The organism is Microbacterium thalli (genome assembly GCF_028737325.1).
GTDB classification, from domain to species: Bacteria; Actinomycetota; Actinomycetes; order Actinomycetales; family Microbacteriaceae; genus Microbacterium; species Microbacterium thalli.
The window spans coordinates 1,217,903-1,237,231 of the sequence record NZ_JAQZCH010000002.1 but is presented as its reverse complement, the minus strand read 5'-3'; the positions used below and the strand labels follow the sequence as shown (position 1 = coordinate 1,237,231).

Genomic DNA, 19,329 nt, shown 5'->3' with positions numbered 1-19,329 from the left:
CACCGAGCCTAGTGTCAAGTCGTTGTCGCGCCGGGTGCGGACGCGTTGACTGCGGAGCATGACGCCCCTCTGGAAGACCGACTCGCCCGCCGTCGCCGGAATGCCGCTCGAGGCCGGGCGTCGTCACGACGTCGTCATCGTGGGCGCCGGGCTCACCGGTCTGGCGACGGCCCTCGAACTCGTCCGCGCGGGAATGGATGTCGCCATCGTCGAGCGCGGCGGCATCGGCGAGCTCGCCTCGGGGTCGAACACGGGCAAGATCTCGCTGCTGCAGGGCACGACGCTCTCGTCGCTGCGGCGGCACCACCCCGCGTCGCTCGTGCAGGCCTACGTCGAGGCCAACCGCGACGGATTCGAGTGGGTGACGAGCGCCGCCGACGAGCTCGGCGTCGCCACGACCGAACGCACCGCGTACACCCACGCCGCCGGCGCCGACGGTGTCGCCGCTGTGACCGAGGAGTACCGGGCGGCCCGGGAGGCGGGCCTCGACGTGCGGCTGGCCGACGCCGACGAGCTCGCCGCCGGTCCCGTCCGCATGACCAGCGCCGTCGCGCTGGACCGGCAGCGCGCGATCGATCCGATGAGCCTGTTGACGGCACTGGCAGGAGCCTTCGTCGCGGCCGGCGGGCGCCTGCACCTGCACACCGCCGTGAGTCGCGTGCGCGTGCTGCCCCGTGCCCGCGTCGACACCGACGCCGGCCCTCTCTTCGCCGACCGGGTCGTCCTGGCGACCGGCACCCCGATCCTCGACCGCGGACTGTCGTTCGCGAAGGTCAGCGGAATGCGCTCCGCCTGCGTGTCGTTCGACCTCGAGGGTGCGGTACCGGGCGGGATGTACCTCTCGGCCGACAGCCCGACTCGTTCGGTGCGCACCGTGAGCGCCGCCGACGGCCCCGCGGGACGACCGCAGCTGATCGTCGGGGGAGCCGGGCACCCCGTCGGGCGGGCCGACAGCGAGCGGGCCATGCTCGACGAACTCGTAGCCTGGGCCCGCGAGACGTTCCCCATCGGTGCCGAGACCCACCGGTGGTCGGCGCAGGACTACACCTCGCACAACCTCGTGCCCTTCATCGGAGCCATGCCGCGCTCCCTGGGGCGGGTGCGCTTCGCGACCGGGTACGCCAAGTGGGGGCTCACCAACGCGCCCGCTGCCGCGCTGCGCATCGCGAGCGAGCTGCGCGGCGAGAAGTCGCGCGAGAAGCCGACGTGGATGACGGTGATCGGGACGCGACTCACGGTTCCCGCCGACCTCGCGCGGGGTGCGGTCGAGAACGCCAAGGTCGGCGCCGTCGCGGCGCGCGGCTGGGCCGGCGCGCTCACCCGCTCGACGCCGGTGCCCCGGCCCGCGGAGGGCGCCGGCACCGTGGCCCGCAGTCACGGGCTGCCCGTCGGGGTGTCGACGGTGGGCGGCGAGACCCGTGCCGTCAGTGCCGTCTGTCCGCACCTGGGCGGGGTGCTCGAGTGGAACGACCTCGAGTGCACGTGGGACTGCCCGCTGCACGCATCGCGATTCGCTCCCGACGGCGCGCGCATCGAAGGCCCCGCCTCGACCGGGCTGCGACGTCTGGGCTGATCCGGATCAGTCGGCGAGCAGCTGCTCGCGCACCTGGCGGCGCAGCACCTTGCCGATGAGCGAGCGCGGCAGCTCGTCGACGGCGACGATCCGGCGCGGCACCTTGTACGCGGCGAGACGCGTGCGACAGAAGTCGCGCAGGCCTTCGACGTCGAGCTCGGCGCCATCGCGCAGCACGACGGCGGCGACGACCTCCTCGCCGCCCGAGCTGCGCGGAGCGGCCACGACGGCCGCACCCTCGACATCCGGGTGGGCGTGAAGGGTGTCCTCGACCTCGCTCGGCGAGACGTTGAAGCCGCCGGTGATGATGAGCTCCTTGAGGCGATCCACGATCGTGACGAATCCGTCGGGGGAGACCACCGCGATGTCGCCCGTGCGCAGCCAACCGTCCGGAAGCAGCACGTCGGCCGTCTCGGTCGGTCGTCGCCAGTAGCCCGAGAAGACCTGGGGACCGCGCAGCAGCAGCTCGCCCTCCTCACCCGGTCCGCGGTCGACGGAGGGGTCGTCGGGATCGACGACGCGGATCTCGGTGCTCGGGAACGGCACGCCGACCGTACCCGGGCGCCGCGACGGTCCGATGGGGTTGCCGAGCGCGACGGGCGAGGACTCCGTCATCCCGTAGCCCTCGACGAGCAGGCCGCCGGTGGCCTCCTCCCAGCGCGCGACCGTCGCAACGGGCAGGCTCATCGCACCCGAGATCGCGAACCGGGTGCGGGACAGGTCGATCGTGCCGCGCGCGGCAGCCCGGGCGAGCTGGTCGTAGATCGGCGGCACGGCCGGCAGGAAGGTCGGCGGGCTCGTGCGGGCGGCATCGGCGAGCAGGCCGACGTCGAACTTCGGGAACAGCACGAGCTTGGCCCCGATGCTCATCGCGAACGTCAGGCACAGCGTCATGCCGTAGGCGTGGAACAGCGGCAGCACACCGTAGAAGGTCTCGTCGCCCGGGGTCAGACCGGGCACCCACGCCCGCCCCTGCATCGCGTTCGCGCGCAGGTTGCGATGCGTCAGGACGGCACCCTTGGGCAGCCCCGTCGTGCCGCTGGTGTACTGCAGCAACGCGGTGTCGTCGAGGCTCGGACCGGCGACACGGTCGGAGATGCGGCGCCGGTCGAGCAGCTTCGACCAGGGCAGGGCGTCCTTCGTGCGGGGCTTCGCCGTCAGCTGCGCACGCGAGGCGCGGGCCTTCGCGATCGGCAGACGCAGCAGCATCCGCTTGCCGCGGGGCAGCGCCTCGGTGACGTCGACGCTGATGATGCGCTCGACCCGCAGATCGGTGGGGAAATCGGCGATCGTGTCGACGATCTTGTCCCAGACGATCGCGAAGCGGGCGCCGTGGTCTTCGAACTGGTGACGCAGCTCGCGTGCCGTGTAGAGCGGGTTGTGCTCGACGACGATCGCGCCCAGCCGCAGCGCCGCGTAGAAGGCGACGACGTGCTGCGGGCAGTTCGGCAGCACGATCGCGACGCGGTCGCCGGGGGCCACGCCGATCCGGCGCAGCCCCTCGGCGGCTCGGTCGATGCTCTCGCCGAGCTCGCGGTAGGTCGTGGTGGCACCGAAGAACTCGAGGGCGACGCGCGGACCATGCTCGGAGACGCTCGCGGCGATCATCTCGGGCAGGGTCTGGGTCACCTCGTCGATCTCGGCGGGGACACCGTCGGCATAGGCCGACAGCCACGGGCGGGACTCGAGCGCGCTCATGCACCCATCCTGCATCCCGTGGCATGCCGGCCGCCGAATACGGCGCGGGGGTTGCGCTCAGAGGGCGATGTAGAGCACACCCGTGATGAATAGGGTGATGAGGGTCGTCCACAGGACGATCGCCGCGCCCTGCCACGCGAGCACGCGACGCGGCGGCACCCCGGTCGCCGTCAGCGCCGCCGCGGTGAACTGCGTGGGCAGCAGTAGCGGTCCGAGCAGGCTCACTCCGGGTGTGCCGTACCGGTGGTAGGCCTTCTGGAACTTCTCGTTGCGCGCGGACTTCGGCTTCTCGGCGGCGCCGCCGCGGGTGGTCACGGCGGTGCGCACGCGCGAGGCCACGAGCACGACGACCGCGACGCACAGGAAGTTGCCGATCGCGCCGGCGACGGCGGCGACGGCCGGATGAATGCCGCCGACGATGCCGATCGCGGCGGCGCCCTCGCCCTCGATGAAGGGGACGGCGCCGGCGAGGGCGACGATCACGGGGCGGAGAAGGTCGGGCATCTGCGTGACGAGGTCTTGGAAGCCGAGGACGAGGTCGGAGAAGGGATTGGACATGACTCCATCCCAGCGCCGGGGCGCGGCTCGCGGCAGTGTCGCGACGTCACCCGTGGACGGGAGCTTCCGCGGGCCGGGGCATGACAAACGTCATGGCCGTACTCTGGCGGCGTGAACAACCCCGAGCCCCGCCCCGCGTCGGTGTCGAGCCCCGCCGTGCTCGCCCGCGAGGTCGTGGCCACCTCGTGGTACATCGCCGTCTCGATCGTCTTCTTCACGGCATCCGCCCTCGCCGTCTGGGGTCTGTGGGTGCTCGTGATGACCCGGCGCCTCGACCAGCCGCTGCTCGCGGCGGGTTACGCCGTGGGCGCCGCCGTGGTGCTCGTCGCGACGATCGTGCTGCTCGCGCGCTATCGGCGAGACGGCGACGTCAGCGACGCCGACCGCGTGCCCCGCCTGCGCCGTTTCGCATCGTGGCCCGTGGCCCTCGGGATCGTCGGGTCGGTCGTGCTGAGCGTCACGACGATGTCGTTCCTCTTCGGCGCCGCGGTGCTGGCGACCGTGCTGTGCCTCGTGCGCTGGGGGCCGGGCGTGCGCTGGCGGGGCGTCGTGCTCGTCGAGATCGCCCTCGTCGTGCTCTGGTTCGCCGAGCGGGCGCGGCTCGACGCGGCCGTGCCCGGGGGCGCTTCCATGGGGTTCGCGCTCGCGACCTTCAGCATCGCCCTGCCGGGCGCGATCGCGCTGTCGCTGTGGTCGTGGGACGTGGTGCTCGAACTCAACCGCGCCCGCGCCGTCGAGTCCCGTCTCGCGGCGACGCAGGAACGCTTACGCCTCGCCGGCGAGCTGCACGACCTGCAGGGCCATCACCTGCAGGTGATCGCGCTGCAGCTCGAGCTGGCCGAGCGCATGCTTCCGCGCGATCCGGATGCCGCGGCCGAGCAGATCCGCCTCGCCCGGGCATCCGTCGACGCGGCGCGGACCGGCACGCGCGAGCTCGCCGGGAGGTTCCGCGGTGTGCCCCTGCCCGACGAGCTCGCCAACGCCGCCGACCTGCTGCGCGCCGCGGGACTGCGCGTGCGCCTGGACGTCGCCGCCGACGCGGTGCTCGCGCCCGCCGACATCCTCGGTCCCGTCGTGCGCGAGTGCACGACGAACGTGCTCAAGCACGGCGGCGGGACGTGGGCCGAGCTGAGCCTGGGGCGGGACGGCGGATTCTGGCGGATGAGCGTCGCCAACGACCGCGGCGCGGAGTCGGCGCTCGGCTCCGGAGCCGGTCTCGAGGGCATCGCCCACCGCATCGGCGCCGTCGGCGGCAACCTCACGACCCGCCGCGACCCCGACCGCTTCACCGTGGTCGTGACCGTCCCCGCGGCTCCGGCGCGCGACGGCGGCGCATCCGCGGACACCACCGCCGAGGGGATGCCGCGATGATCCGGGTGCTGATCGCCGACGACGAGGACATGATCCGCTCGGCCCTCGCGGCGCTGCTGCGGCTCGAAGAGGACCTCGACGTCATCGCCGAGTGCCGGGACGGCGAGAGCGCGGTGGAGCAGGCCCTCGCCCTGCGCCCGGACGTCTGCCTGCTCGACCTCGAGATGCCGGGCATCGACGGGGTCGAGGCGGCCGCCCGCATCCGCCAGCGCGTGGCGTCGCGGTGCGTCGTCGTCACGCGGCACGCCCGGCCCGGGGTCCTGCGCCGCGCGCTGAGCGCGGGAGTGGACGGCTTCGTGCCGAAGTCCCGCCGCGCCGACGACGTCGCCGCCGTCATCCGCGAAGTCGCGGCGGGACGGCGCTACGTCGACCCCGAGATCGCCGCCGACGCGCTGAGCGATGAGCGCAGCCCCCTCACCGACCGCGAGCTCGACGTGCTGCGCGCCGGCGCCCGCGGGGAGACGATCGCCGAGATCGCGGCATCCCTGCACCTGTCGGCCGGGACCGTGCGCAACCACGTCTCGTCGGTGCTCGGCAAGCTCGGCCTGGCGACGCGGCAGCAGGCGGCGATCATGGCGCGCGAGCGCGGCTGGATCTGATCCGGACCCCTCCATCCGGCGGGATCCGGGCACGGGCCCGTCAGGCGCGGGTAGTAGGCTTTCCGATCGGGCGATATCTCGACATCGAGATTGTTCCCGCCCCTCACCCACCGTCGCCCAGCGAAGGATTGCAGTGGATCTTTACGAGTACCAGGCCCGAGACCTGTTCGAGAAGTACGAGGTGCCGGTACTCGCCGGCATCATCGCCGACACCCCTGAGGAGGCGAAGGCGGCTGCCGAGAAGATCGGCGGTGTCGTGGTCGTCAAGGCTCAGGTCAAGACCGGAGGCCGCGGCAAGGCCGGCGGCGTCAAGGTCGCCAAGACCCCCGACGAGGCTTACGCCGCTGCCGAGGCCATCCTGGGCCTCGACATCAAGGGTCACGTCGTCCAGCGCGTCATGGTCGCCCAGGGCGCCGACATCGCCGAGGAGTTCTACTTCTCGGTGCTGCTCGACCGCGCCAACCGCTCCTACCTGAGCCTGTGCTCGGTCGAGGGCGGCATGGAGATCGAAGAGCTCGCCGTCGAGCGTCCCGAGGCGCTCGCGCGCGTCGAGGTCGACCCGCTGCAGGGCATCGACAAGGCGAAGGCCGTCGAGATCGCCCGTGCGGCGAACTTCCCCGACGACCTCGTCGAGAAGGTCTCGGACGTGTTCGTCAAGCTCTACGCCGTCTACACCGGCGAGGGCGCCACCCTCGTCGAGGTGAACCCCCTCGTCCGCACCGGCGCCGGCGACATCGTCGCGCTCGACGGCAAGGTCTCGCTCGACGAGAACGCCAGCGAGGTGCGTCACCCCGAGCACGAGGAGCTCGAGGACAAGGGCGCCGCCGATCCGCTCGAGGCCAAGGCCAAGGCATCCGGTCTGAACTACGTCAAGCTCGACGGCCAGGTCGGCGTCATCGGCAACGGTGCGGGACTGGTCATGTCGACGCTCGACGTCGTTGCCTACGCGGGTGAGAAGCACGGCGGCGTCAAGCCCGCCAACTTCCTCGACATCGGCGGTGGGGCGAACGCGCAGGTCATGGCCTCGGGCCTGGACGTCATCCTCGGCGACGAGCAGGTCAAGAGCGTCTTCGTCAACGTCTTCGGCGGCATCACGTCGTGCGTTGCCGTCGCGGAGGGCATCGTCAAGGCGCTCGAGATCCTCGGCGACTCGGCCACGAAGCCGCTCGTCGTGCGCCTCGACGGCAACCAGGTCGACGAGGGCCGCGCGATCCTCGCCGACGCGAACCACCCGCTCGTCACGCTCGCCGCCGGTATGGACGAGGGCGCCGACAAGGCCGCCGAGCTGGCCAACGCCTGAGCCCCGGACGCGAAAAGGACCAACGACATGTCTATCTACCTCAACAAGGACTCCAAGGTCATCGTCCAGGGCATCACGGGCGGTGAGGGCACCAAGCACACCGCGCTGATGCTCAAGGCGGGCACCAACATCGTCGGCGGCGTCAACGCGCGCAAGGCCGGCACCACGGTCTCGCACACGGATGCCTCCGGCAACACCGTCGAGCTGCCCGTCTTCGGCTCGGTCGCCGAGGCCATCGAGAAGACCGGCGCGGACGTGTCGGTCGCGTTCGTGCCGCCGGCCTTCACGAAGGACGCCATGGTCGAGGCCATCGACGCCGAGATCCCGCTGCTCGTCGTCATCACCGAGGGCGTGCCCGTCGGCGAGTCGGCCGAGGCGTGGGCCTACGCGAAGTCGAAGGGCAACAAGACCCGCATTATCGGGCCGAACTGCCCCGGCATCATCACCCCAGGTGAGGCGCTCGCGGGCATCACTCCCGCCAACATCACCGGCAAGGGACCGATCGGCCTCGTGTCGAAGTCGGGCACCCTGACCTACCAGATGATGTTCGAGCTGCGCGACCTGGGCTTCTCGACCGCCATCGGCATCGGCGGCGACCCCGTCATCGGCACGACGCACATCGACGCCCTGGCGGCGTTCGAGGCCGACCCCGAGACGAAGGCCATCGTCATGATCGGCGAGATCGGCGGCGACGCCGAGGAGCGCGCGGCCGAGTACATCAAGGCGCACGTCACCAAGCCGGTCGTCGGCTACGTCGCGGGCTTCACCGCGCCGGAGGGCAAGACGATGGGCCACGCCGGCGCGATCGTCTCGGGCTCCGCCGGAACCGCGCAGGCGAAGAAGGAGGCCCTCGAGGCCGCCGGCGTGAAGGTCGGCAAGACCCCGAGCGAGACCGCCGCGCTCATGCGCGAGATCATCGAGAAGCTCTGACGCTTCCCGGACACGACGGAGGGGCGGATGCTGCGGCATCCGCCCCTCCGCTGTATCGGGAGCTGCGCGGGCGGCGTCAGACGCCCAGCAGCGCCTCGAGCGGACCGCGCGCGAAGAACACCACGAAGCCGGCCGCGACGACCCACAGCAGCGGGCTGATCTGCTTCGCCCGGCCCGACAGCGCGTTCACGAGCACCCAGGCGATGAAGCCCGCGCCGATGCCGTTGGCGATCGAGTAGGTCAGCGGCATGACGGTCGCGGTGAGGAAGACCGGCAGCAGCACGCGGAAGTCGGTCAGGTCGATGTGCGCGATCTGCGACAGCATCATCGCACCGACGATGACGAGCGCCGCGGCGGCGACCTCGGTCGGGACGATGGACGTCAGCGGCGTGAAGAACATCGCCAGCAGGAACACCAGACCGGTCACGACGTTGGCGAGGCCCGTGCGGGCGCCCTCTCCGATGCCCGATCCCGACTCGACGAAGACGGTGGCCGACGACGAGCTCGTCGCACCGCCGGCGATCGCGCCGACGCCCTCGACGATCAGGGCCGACTTGATGCGCGGGAAGTCGCCCTTCTCGTCGGCGAGGTTCGCCTCTTTCGCAAGGCCCGTCATCGTGCCCATCGCGTCGAAGAAGTTCGAGAAGACGAGCGTGAACACCAGCATGACGAGCGTCACGATGCTGACCTTGCCGAGGTCGAAGCCGAAGTCCACGGCGCCGATGAGGCTGAGGTCGGGGACGCTCACCGGCGATCCGGTGAGCGCGGGCACCGTCAGGCCCCAGCCGCCGGCGTTGTCGGTCGCCGGGCCGAGGTGCCAGATCGCCTCGACGACGACCGACAGCACGGTGCCGGCGACGATGCCGATGAGCATGCCGCCCTTGACCTTGCGCGCGACGAGGATGCCGGTCAGCAGCAGGGTGATGACGAACATGAGGGTCGGCACCGAGGCGACCGATCCGCCCACGCCGAGGCCCACCGGGGGCGAGGCCTGGCCGGTGGCGGTGACGAAGCCGGAGTTGACGAAGCCGATGAAGGCGATGAAGAAGCCGATGGCGACGGTGATCGCGAGCTTGAGCTGCACCGGCACGGCGTCGAAGATCAGCTTGCGCAGGCCCGTGGCCGCCAGCAGCACGATGATGACGCCGTTGATCATGACCAGCGCCATCGCCTCGGCCCACGTGACCTCGCCGACGACGCCGAACGCGACGAAGGCGTTGATGCCGAGGCCGGCCGCGAAGGCGAAGGGCAGGCGGGTGATGAGGCCGAACAGGATCGTCATGACACCGGCGGTCAGGGCCGTCGCCGCGCTGACGGCGGCGAACCCGAGCGTCGTGCCGTCCACGTCGGGCTTACCCGACAGGATGATCGGGTTCAGGATGACGATGTAGGCCATCGTCACGAAGGTGACGAGACCTCCCCGCACCTCGGTGCCGATGGTCGAGCCGCGACGGCTGATGTCGAAGAAGCGGTCGATGGCACCCTGCGGCGCGCGGTCGTGCGTAGTGTTCACAAAATCCTCCGAGAAGACGGTAGCGCCCCGCGCGCGTCCCGTCCGACACGCACAGGCTCGCTGGGTAGGGTCGATCAGGCATGAATCGCCTGCTTGTCGCCCTCCTCTCCGCCGTCGACGCCCTCGTCGCGGTGGCCGTCGGCGTTGTCGCCGCGCTCGCTCCGCTCACCGTGCTGTGGGCCGTCGCCTTCGGGGCGGGAGCGGACTGGTCCGCGCTGTGGCCGGCTGCCGTGCGCCTCTGGCAGTTCGGCAACCTCGTCCCGCTCGAGATCACGCTGCCGCAGGAGTACACGGTGGCCACGGGCATCGCGCCCGACGCCGTCACGATGCCCCTCTCGCTCGCTCCGCTCGCCGTCGCGGGCCTCATCGCGATGTTCGCCGCGCGTTCGGGCGGCCGGGCCGCCGCGTCGGGAGCGGGGTTCACGGGCGTCGCCGTCGGAGCCATCACCGTCGCCGCGCTGTCGGCTGTGCTCGCGACGACCGCCCGCACCCCGTTCGCCGCGGTGATGCCCTGGCAGGCGGTGCTCTTCCCGGTGCTCGTCTTCGCGGTGCCGGCCCTCATCGGCGCGCTGGTACGAGCGTGGCGCGACGGCGACGACGGACCGGTCGACTCCCTCTTCGTCCGTCTCGACCGCAGCGGATACGCCGCCGCGGTGTCGGCAGCCGGTCGCGCCCTCGCCATCAGCGCCCTCGGGTTCGCGGCGGTCGGCGCGCTGCTGGTGGGCGTCGCGGTGCTCGCCCGCGGCGGCGCCATCATCTCGCTCTTCCAGGCGGCCAACGTCGACGCGCTCGGCGCGACGGCGTTCACCATCGCGCAGTTGGCCTACCTGCCCACCCTCATCGTCTGGGGCGCGGCCTTCGCCGCCGGGCCGGGGTTCGTCGTCGGTGCGGGGTCGACCGTCGCGGCATCCGGGACGCAGCTCGGCGTCATCCCGAGCATCCCGGTCCTCGCCGCGATCCCGCCCGCGACGCCGTCCTTCGCCCTGCTGCTCGCCCTGCTCTTCGTCGCGGTCGGCTTCGTCGCGGGGCTGGCGGCGCGACGCCGTCTGCCCGCTCCGGCCTCGCCTCTCGCCGCCGAGCCGTTCGGACCGCGGCTCGCCGCTCTCGCCGGCCTGGTCGTGACCAGCGGGCTCGTCGCGGCGTCGCTCTCGGCGCTCGCCTCCGGCGCGCTCGGTCCCGATCGGTTGACGCAGGTGGGTCCGGCCGCCGGTGCGGTCGGTCTCGCCTTCGCCCTCGAGATCGGCGTGGGGGCGGCGATCGCGCTGCTCGGCCCGCGTGCGTCGCGGTCGACCGATGACGTCGAAGCCGACGACCGTGACCGCGAACGCGCGGGGGCTCGGGACGCCGATGCGCCGTGGGTAGAGTAGGACGGTGCTGACGGTCGCGGTCCTCATCTCCGGTGGCGGCTCCAATCTGCGGGCGCTGCTGGATGCCGCGGCCGAGCCCGACTTCCCGGCCCGCATCGTCGTTGTCGGTGCCGACCGTCCGGCCGACGGGCTCGCCCACGCCGACGCTTACAACATCCCGACGTTCGCGGTGCCGTACCGCGAGTACGCGACACGCGAGGAGTGGGGCGAGGAGCTCGCCCGTCAGCTCACGGCGTGGCGTCCCGACCTGATCGTCCTCAGCGGCTTGATGCGTCTGCTGCCGGCCGCCGTCGTCGCGGCGTTCGCGCCCCGCATCATCAACACCCACCCGGCCTACCTGCCGGAGTTCCCGGGTGCCCACGGCGTCCGCGACGCCCTCGCTGCCGGAGCCGCGCAGACCGGTGCGAGCGTCATCGTCGTCGACGACGGCGTCGACACGGGGCCGATCCTCGCCCAGGAGCGGGTGCCGGTCCTGCCCGGTGACGACGAGTCGTCGCTGCACGATCGCATCAAGCCCGTCGAGCGCCGCCTGCTGATCGACGTCGTCCGCCGCATCGCCGACGGCGAGCTCGACCTCGCCGCCCCCGCATCCTCGACCCCACCCGCTGCCACCGCCTGACCCGCACCACAGGCCCACACCCGCACCAGGAGTATCGACATGGCCGGACCGAGCCACGACCCCGCCCTCTACCGTTCGCGCGACCTCGTGGGCGTGCGCCGCGCGCTCATCTCGGTGAGCGACAAGACCGACCTGCTGCCGCTCGCGCAGGCGCTGGCCGGGGCCGGCGTCGAGATCGTCTCGACCGGCGGCTCGGCCGCGCTGCTGCGAGACGCGGGCCTGACCGTCACCGACGTCTCGGAGGTCACCGGCTTCCCCGAGTCGCTCGACGGCCGTGTCAAGACGCTGCATCCCGCGGTCCACGCCGGTCTGCTCGCCGACCTCCGGCTCGAGAGCCACGAGAGCCAGCTTGGCGACCTCGGCATCGCGGCGTTCGACCTCGTCGTGGTGAACCTGTACCCGTTCGTCGAGACCGTGGCCTCGGGCGCGACCGGCGACGACGTCGTCGAGCAGATCGACATCGGCGGTCCCGCGATGGTGCGGGCGTCGGCGAAGAACTTCGCGAACGTCGCGATCGTCGTCTCGCCGACGTCGTACCCGGCGATCATCGAGGCGGTGCAGGCGGGCGGCACGACGCTCGCGCAGCGCCGCGACCTCGCGGCTCGCGCCTTCGCCCACACCGCCGAGTACGACCGGGCCGTGGCGACCTGGTTCGCCGAGTCGACGCTCGAAGGCGACGAGCTGCCGCAGCACCTCACCATCCGCGCGGAGCGCCTGGCGACGCTGCGCTACGGCGAGAACTCGCACCAGCGTGCCGCGATCTACACGCGCGCGGGTGGCCGCGGCATCGCTCAGGCCGAGCAGCTGCAGGGCAAGGAGATGTCGTACAACAACTACGTCGACGCCGATGCCGCGCTGCGCGCCGCGTTCGACATGGTCAAGCCCGCCGTGGCGATCATCAAGCACGCCAACCCCTGTGGCATCGCCGTCACGGCTCCCCAGGCGCTCGACCCCATCGCGTCGGCGCACCTGCGCGCCCACGAGTGCGACCCCGTGTCGGCCTTCGGCGGCGTGATCGCGGCCAACCGCACCGTCACGCTGAAGATGGCCGAGAACCTCCGCGACATCTTCACCGAGGTGATCGTCGCGCCCGACTTCGAGCCCGAGGCGCTCGAGGTGTTCAAGCTGAAGAAGAACCTGCGTGTGCTGCGCCTGCCCGCCGACTGGCGACAGGAGCGCATGGACGTCCGGCTCGTGTCGGGCGGACTGCTGCTGCAGGATGCCGACCGGTTCCCCGACGACATCGAGTCGGTCGCCACCAACTGGCAGCTCGTCTCGGGCGAACGCCCCGACCCCTCCGAGCTCGAGGGCATGATCTTCGCGTGGAAGTCATGCCGCGCCGTCAAGTCGAACGCGATCGTCCTCGCGCAGGGGTCGGCCACGGTCGGCATCGGCATGGGACAGGTCAACCGTGTCGACTCGTGCCGCCTCGCCGTCGAGCGGGCCGGCGATCGCGCGGCCGGATCGGTCGCGGCATCCGATGCGTTCTTCCCGTTCGCCGACGGTCCGCAGGTGCTCATCGACGCCGGGATCAAGACGATCATCCAGCCCGGCGGATCAGTGCGCGACCAGGAGGTCATCGACGCGGCGCGAGCGGCCGGAGTCACGATGTTCTTCACCGGCGAGCGTCACTTCTTCCACTGAGGCAGCGCGTGTCCCGGCGGGGCGGCTGCGAGCGATAGGGTCGCTTCGGGGAACAGCCGGTTCGGGGAGGAACGTGTGATCTGGGAGATCGATGAGCGCGCTCGTACGATCGAGGGGCTCGACGGTGCCGGGCGACCGAGGCCGGAGTACGCCGCCTCTCTCGGCCTGATCCGCGCTCCGTACGGCCGGCGCGTGCTCGCGACTGTCATCGAGGCGCTCGTTCTGCTGCTCGTGCAGCTGCCGATGCTCCTCGTCGTCCTGCCGGCGGTCACCGGCGCAGCCCTCGACGCCGATCCCGTCGCAGCCCTCGCCGGCCGCGACGACCTCGTGCTGCTGATCGTCCTGGGGGCCGCGAGCTCGGTGCTGTCGACGGCCTTCGTGCTCGTGCAGCTCATCCTGCTCGGGCGTCGCGGCGTCACCCTCGGCAAGGCCCTCACCGGCCTGCGCACGGTCAACGTCCGCACCCTCGAGCGCCCCGGATTCTGGCGGGGCGCCGTGGTGCGATACCTCGTGATGGGGGCGAGCATGCTGGTGCCGGCCGTCGGCCCGCTCCTCGTGATCGCCCTCTCGCCGCTGTTCGACCCGGCCCGCCGGGGACGCAGCTGGGCCGACCTCGCCGCCGCGACGTGGCTCGTCGACGCGCGGCGCGGGCTCAACCCCTACGACGAGAAGCGCATGCGCATCGCGCGCAAGACGGTCGCCACCGACCTGCTCGACGTCAAGACCGAGCTGCCCTCGCTCGCGACCCCGGTCGCCCCGACGGGGGCCGGCGCCTACGTGCCGCTCGCGCGCAATAAGGGCGGCGTTCTCGGAGCGGTCCGCTCGACCCCCGGCAACGTCGTCATCGGCGAGACGGATGCCGCCGACGACGAGCCCCGTTCCGGCATCCCGACCATGGTCGCCCCGGCGCCCTTCGCCACTCCCGACCCGGCGCCCGCGGCCGAGCCGCCGCTGCCGGCCGGCGTGCCCGCGCCCGCGGCCGTCGCCCCGGGAGCGATCGTGGCTCCGGCCGCCGGTGCCGCCGCGTGGTCGCCGCCGCCGCTGCTCGAAGAGCCCGCCGCTGCGCCGCCCGCGCCGGTGGCCCCGGCGGCGCCGCAGGCTGCGGCATCCGTCCCGCCGATGGCCACACCCCCGACGGCCTCGGATGCCGTCGCGCTCACGCTCGACTCCGGCGACACGATCGCCGTCTCGGGCGGCGGGGTCGTGCTCGGTCGTGCTCCCGCCACCGGGCCCGGCGACGTCGACGTGCTGCCGGTGCCGGTCGTCGACCCGACCCGCTCGATCTCGAAAACGCACTGGGCGCTGCTGCGGCAGGACGGGCGCGTCGTCGCGCTCGAACGCGGCTCGACCAACGGCAGTGTCCTCGTCCGCGGCGGCGCGGAGCAGGCGCTCGAGCCGGGTCGCCCCGTCGAGGTCCGCGACGGTGACACCATCCGCTTCGGCGACCGCCACGCGGTCGTCGCCATCCGCTGACGCCGGCACACCCGCTGACAGGAGCCCTCGTTGAGACTCAAGCTGACCCTCCAGCGCCGTGACCACACCGGCACCGACATCGTCGTCACGTCGGACTCGACCGCCACCGTGCAGGACGTCGCCCGGCGCATCGTCGACAGCGACCCGCGGCGCGAAGTCGCCGCCGGACCGAACGACGTGCTGACGCTCACCGTCGCGCCGCCGACCTCGCCCGACTTCGTGATGCTCGACCCGCACATGCTGGTGGGCGATGCACCGGTCGGGTCGGGCTTCGTCGCGTCCGTCACGAACCTCGGTGCCGACTACGTCTCGAGCCGGGGCGCCGGTGGCCCGGTCGCCGCGCTGCTGCACGTCGTGGGCGGCCCGCTCGCCGGGCGCGAGTTCTCGCTGCCGCAGGGCCACTTCACGATCGGGCGGTCGCAGGGCAACGACATCGTGCTCGACGACCGTCTGGTGTCGAAGCGCCACGCTCGCATCGAGATCGGCGCGTCGGTCGAGCTCGTCGACCTCAACTCCGCCAACGGCATCGTGATCGACGGCGGCCTGGTGCAGCGCCTGCGCGTCATCCCCGGGCAGCGCTTCCAGCTCGGTGACACCGAACTGGTCATCTCGATGGCCGAGAGCTTCGCGCCCGTCGAGCAGGACCCCGTGCTCGAGCGCGGCGGCAGCCTGCTGTTCAACCGCAGCCCGCGCGTCGAGGCGCGGTACGTCGGCGAGGAGCTCGACGAGCCGCGGATGCCGAAGGACCCGGTGTCGCGGCTCTTCCCCTGGCCGATGCTCGTCGCGCCCCTCATCCTGGGCATCGCGCTGTTCTCCATGACCAATCAGCCGCGCACGCTGCTCATCGTCTTCATGACGCCGATGATGCTCCTCGGCAACTTCATCTCGCAGCGCACCCAGCTCGGGCAGAAGCAGCGCAAGGAAACCGAGATCTTCGAGCGCACCTTCGAGGAGCTCGAAGAGAAGCTGTACCGGCTGCGACCGCGCGAGCGCGAGGTGCGCAACGCCGAGGTGCCGCCGGTCGCCGTGGTGTTCGAGCAGTCGATGCAGCTCGGCCCGATGCTCTGGACGCGGCGACCCGAGCACTGGAACTTCCTCGCGGTGCGGATGGGAACCTCCGAGGCGCCCTCACGGACGAGCGTCAAGCGGGCCGAGAATCCGGACGCCCTGCAGGAGTACGTCGAGCGCGTCGACCGGTTGCGCGACCGCTACCGGATGATCGACGGCGTCCCCGTCCTCGAGTCGCTGCAGAGCGTGGGCGTCATCGGTGTCGCCGGCGGCGCCCGCGAGGCCGCGGATGCGCTGCGCGGTCTGGCCGTGCAGCTGTTCGGGCTGCACTCGCCGAACGACCTCGCCGCCGTCGCCCTCACCGAGCCGGAGTGGGCCAAAGAGCTCGAGTGGCTCAAGTGGCTGCCGCACACCTCGAGCGAGCGCAGCCCGTTCCGCGAGATGCCGCTGTCGGACTCCGCGTCCACCGGTGCCGCGATGCTGTCGGGCCTCGAAGAGCTCGTCATGCGCCGGTCGAAGGCGGCGGCGGCCCCGCGGCTTCCCTTCGACGACGACTGGGACCCGATGCGTTACGGCACCGATGTGCGTCGCGCCGCCGAAGAGGCGACGTTCCCCGGGCAGACCGCGGTGCTCGTCATCGTCACCTCCGATGCGCCCGTCGACCGTGCGCGCCTGACCCAGGTGCTCGAGCGCGGCGCGGACGTCGGCGTCTACGGCATCTTCGTCGCTCCCGTCGTCGACGCGCTGCCGGCGGTCTGCCGCACCTTCGTCGACGTCACCGACGGTCTCGACCGCGCGCGCGTGGGCACCGTCCGCAGCGGTGTCGAGTACGCCACGACGGAGGTCGAGGGCGTGTCGAACGAGCTCATGACCGTCCTGTCGAAGCGGCTCGCGCCGGTCGCCGATGCCAGCACGATCATCGAGGACTCGTCCGACATCCCGAACTCGGTCATGTTCCTCTCGCTCGTGGGCTCGGAGCTGGCCGCCGATCCGTCGTTCGCGATCGACCGCTGGCGCGAGAACAACACGATCCTCGACCGCAGCGGGGGAGCACTACCGCGCCTGAAGAAGGCCGGCAACCTGCGCGCGATCGTGGGTCAGGGCGCGACCGACGCCATGACGCTCGACCTGCGCACGCAGGGTCCGCACGCCCTCGTCGGCGGTACCACGGGCGCCGGCAAGTCGGAGTTCCTGCAGGCGTGGGTGCTCGGCATGGCGGCGGCGCACAGCCCCGACCGCGTCACGTTCCTCTTCGTCGACTACAAGGGCGGATCGGCATTCGCCGACTGCGTGGAGCTGCCGCACACCGTCGGGCTCGTGACCGACCTCAGCCCGCACCTCGTGCGCCGCGCGCTGACGAGCCTGCGCGCCGAGCTGCACCACCGCGAGCACCTCTTCAACCGCAAGAAGGCGAAAGACCTGCTCGAGCTCGAGAAGCGTCGCGACCCCGAGACGCCGCCCGCCCTCGTGCTCGTCATCGACGAGTTCGCCGCGCTCGCCGGCGAGGTGCCCGAGTTCGTCGACGGCGTCGTCGACATCGCCCAGCGCGGTCGCTCGCTCGGCATCCACCTGATCATGGCGACGCAGCGTCCCGCCGGCGTCATCAAAGACAACCTCCGCGCCAACACGAACCTCCGTGTCGCGCTCCGCATGGCCGACGAGTCGGACTCGAAGGATGTCGTCGACGATCCCGTGGCGGCTCGGTTCGATCCCAGCATCCCCGGCCGCGGTATCGCGAAGACAGGGCCGGGCCGTCTGGTTCCCTTCCAGTCCGCGTACGCCGGTGGCTGGAGCAGCGACGAGGTCATCGCCGCGGATGTGAGCGTGGCGGAGCTGCGGTTCGGATCGGTGCAGCGCTGGGAGGTCGACGAGCAGCCCGAGGATCCGGCCGCCGAGGTCGACCCGGGGCCGAACGACCAGAAGCGCATCGTGGCGACCCTCGTCGCGGCGGCGAACCAGGCGCGCATCCCCGAGCCCCGCCGGCCGTGGCTCGACGACCTCGAGACCACCGTCGACATCCGGTCGCTGCCGTCCGGCCGGGCCGGCGCCATCCTCATCGGCAAGAGCGACATCCCCGAGCGGCAGCTGCAGGAAGCCGTCTACTTCGAGCCCGACCGCGACGGGTCGCTGCTCGTGTACGGCACGAGCGGTTCCGGCAAGTCGACCGTTCTGCGGACCATCGCGATCGCGGCGGCCACGACCGGTCGGCGCGCCGAGAACATCGAGGTCTACGGGCTCGACTTCGGGTCGGGGTCGCTCAAGAGCCTCGAGATCCTGCCGCACGTCGGCTCGGTGATCCCCGGCGACGACGCCGAACGCGTGCAGCGCATCATGCGCTCGCTCGGAAAGGTGCTCGACGACCGCGGCAAGCGCTTCAGCGCCGCCAACGCCTCGACGATCGGGGAGTACCGCGAGCTGACCGGCCGCGACGAGGCGCGCATCGTGCTGCTGCTCGACGGGCTGCCGCAGTTCCGGGCCGAGTGGGAATCGACCACGGCGCGGATGCCGTTCTACCAGGCCTTCATGCGGATCCTCGGCGAGGGTCGCCCGCTCGGCGTCCACGTCGTCGCGACCGCCGACCGCTCCGGCTCGGTTCCGACGGCGGTCAGCTCGAACATCTCGCGCCGGGTCGTCCTGCGCCTCTCGGACGAGAACGCCTACGGCCTGCTGAACGCGCCGAAGGACGTCCTCGACGAGCGCTCCGCGCCCGGACGCGCCATCGTCGACGGCTTCGAGACGCAGATCGCCGTCCTCGGCGGAACGCCCAACGTCGCCGAACAGACCAAGCTGCTCGGTCAGCTCGCCGACGAGCTGCGCTCGCGCGGTGTGCGCGAGGTCGCCGAGATCGGTTCGCTGCCCACACGTCTCGCCCACGCGGACCTTCCCGACCGGATCGGCGAGTTCCCGGTGCTCGGTGTCGCGGAGGACACCCTGGCCGCGCGCGAGTTCGACCCCGTGGGGACCTTCGTCGTGGCAGGCCCGCCGATGGCCGGCAAGACCACCGCGATGAAGGCCCTCATCACGTCGATGACGCGCCTCGACCCCGAGGTGACGCTGTTCCACTTCGGCGGGCGCCGGTCGCAGCTGCGCGAGTTCGCGCCCTGGGTGCGCAGCGCCACGACGCCCGACGACGCGAAGGAGCTCGCCACCGAGCTCGCCGAGCTCGTCACGGACGAGACGCTGGGGCGCCGCATCCTCATCGTCGTCGAGGATGTGCCGCAGTTCGCCGACTCGCCGGCGGAGCGTCCGCTGAAGGCTCTGTTCCAGGCGGTCAACCGCAGCGACCACCTGCTCATCGGCGACGCCGACGTCACTCAGGTGACCAGCGGATTCGGCCTCGTGGGCGACTTCAAGGGCGGTCGCAAGGGCATCATCCTCAAACCGGATGCCTTCGACGGCGACGCCGTGTTCAAGGTGCCGTTCCCGAAGGTCAAGCGCAGCGACTTCCCCGAGGGCCGCGGCATCTTCGTGCAAGCGGGTCGCGCCGTCACGGTGCAGATGCCGCTCGTCGAGTCCGAGACCGTCGCGGCATCTGTTCCTGCCGCGGCCAGCGCCGCGGAGGCCGTGTCGACCGACACCGTCACCGAGACCATTCGCTGAGCGGGATGTCGTCGGGGCGAGGGCGTGCCTCGCGGGCCACTGCGGGCGGGCAGTGGTGGGCCTGGGTCGCGGGCAT

General features: G+C 71.8%; 13 protein-coding genes. 10 read left to right on the top strand and 3 right to left on the bottom strand.

Annotated elements, in window-relative coordinates; genetic code table 11:
- The first annotated feature begins 58 nt into the window (after positions 1-58).
- The gene (locus PUW82_RS13970; RefSeq protein WP_274222878.1) at positions 59-1,573 is read left to right on the top strand and encodes an FAD-dependent oxidoreductase; all 1,515 of its coding nucleotides are present in this window, start codon (positions 59-61) and stop codon (positions 1,571-1,573) included.
- A gap of 6 nt (positions 1,574-1,579) precedes the next feature.
- On the opposite strand, the gene PUW82_RS13965 is transcribed toward PUW82_RS13970, so the two are convergent.
- Together PUW82_RS13965 and PUW82_RS13960 are read right to left on the bottom strand one after the other, a co-directional pair.
- Positions 1,580-3,271 carry a long-chain-fatty-acid--CoA ligase gene (locus PUW82_RS13965; RefSeq protein ID WP_274222877.1) on the bottom strand — a complete coding sequence of 564 codons (1,692 nt, stop codon included), beginning with the start codon at positions 3,269-3,271 and terminating at the stop codon, positions 1,580-1,582.
- A 57-nt stretch (positions 3,272-3,328) separates the two neighbouring features.
- Complete coding sequence (locus PUW82_RS13960; RefSeq protein WP_274222876.1) at positions 3,329-3,829, bottom strand: small multidrug efflux protein; 501 nt, start codon at positions 3,827-3,829, stop codon at positions 3,329-3,331.
- Between the two features lie 111 nt (positions 3,830-3,940).
- On the opposite strand from PUW82_RS13960, the gene PUW82_RS13955 reads away from it, so the two are divergent.
- The 4 genes from PUW82_RS13955 to sucD all read left to right on the top strand — a co-directional run bounded on the left by PUW82_RS13955 (position 3,941) and on the right by sucD (position 8,029).
- Complete coding sequence (locus tag PUW82_RS13955) at positions 3,941-5,200, top strand: sensor histidine kinase (RefSeq protein ID WP_274222875.1); 1,260 nt, start codon at positions 3,941-3,943, stop codon at positions 5,198-5,200.
- A complete protein-coding gene (locus PUW82_RS13950) occupies positions 5,197-5,799 on the top strand; it encodes a response regulator transcription factor (protein WP_274222874.1) in 603 nt (200 codons plus the stop codon). Before PUW82_RS13955 ends, PUW82_RS13950 begins: the two co-directional genes overlap by 4 nt.
- 133 nt (positions 5,800-5,932) lie before the next feature.
- Complete coding sequence (gene sucC, locus PUW82_RS13945) at positions 5,933-7,099, top strand: ADP-forming succinate--CoA ligase subunit beta (RefSeq protein WP_210006043.1); 1,167 nt, start codon at positions 5,933-5,935, stop codon at positions 7,097-7,099.
- Between the two features lie 27 nt (positions 7,100-7,126).
- Positions 7,127-8,029 (top strand): succinate--CoA ligase subunit alpha, encoded by a 903-nt coding sequence (sucD, locus tag PUW82_RS13940; RefSeq protein WP_274222873.1) that lies wholly within the window; start codon positions 7,127-7,129, stop codon positions 8,027-8,029.
- Positions 8,030-8,105: 76 nt separating this feature from the next.
- On the opposite strand, the gene PUW82_RS13935 is transcribed toward sucD, so the two are convergent.
- The gene (locus tag PUW82_RS13935) at positions 8,106-9,542 is read right to left on the bottom strand and encodes an NCS2 family permease (RefSeq protein ID WP_274222872.1); all 1,437 of its coding nucleotides are present in this window, start codon (positions 9,540-9,542) and stop codon (positions 8,106-8,108) included.
- An 80-nt stretch (positions 9,543-9,622) separates the two neighbouring features.
- Here PUW82_RS13935 and PUW82_RS13930 point away from each other — a divergent pair, with 80 nt between their 5' ends.
- From PUW82_RS13930 to PUW82_RS13910, 5 genes are all read left to right on the top strand, one after another.
- Positions 9,623-10,909, top strand: a complete 1,287-nt coding sequence (locus PUW82_RS13930) for a cell division protein PerM (protein WP_274222871.1) — start codon at positions 9,623-9,625, stop codon at positions 10,907-10,909.
- 4 nt (positions 10,910-10,913) lie between these two features.
- On the top strand, positions 10,914-11,528 hold the full coding sequence (gene purN / locus PUW82_RS13925) for a phosphoribosylglycinamide formyltransferase (protein ID WP_274222870.1): 615 nt from the start codon (positions 10,914-10,916) through the stop codon (positions 11,526-11,528).
- A 39-nt stretch (positions 11,529-11,567) separates the two neighbouring features.
- On the top strand, positions 11,568-13,172 hold the full coding sequence (gene purH, locus PUW82_RS13920; protein WP_274222869.1) for a bifunctional phosphoribosylaminoimidazolecarboxamide formyltransferase/IMP cyclohydrolase: 1,605 nt from the start codon (positions 11,568-11,570) through the stop codon (positions 13,170-13,172).
- Positions 13,173-13,247: 75 nt separating this feature from the next.
- Entirely contained in the window at positions 13,248-14,645 is a 1,398-nt protein-coding gene (locus tag PUW82_RS13915; protein ID WP_274222868.1) for an RDD family protein, read from the top strand.
- Positions 14,646-14,675: 30 nt separating this feature from the next.
- Complete coding sequence (locus PUW82_RS13910; protein WP_274222867.1) at positions 14,676-19,253, top strand: type VII secretion EssC family protein; 4,578 nt, start codon at positions 14,676-14,678, stop codon at positions 19,251-19,253.
- The last annotated feature ends 76 nt before the right edge of the window (positions 19,254-19,329 follow it).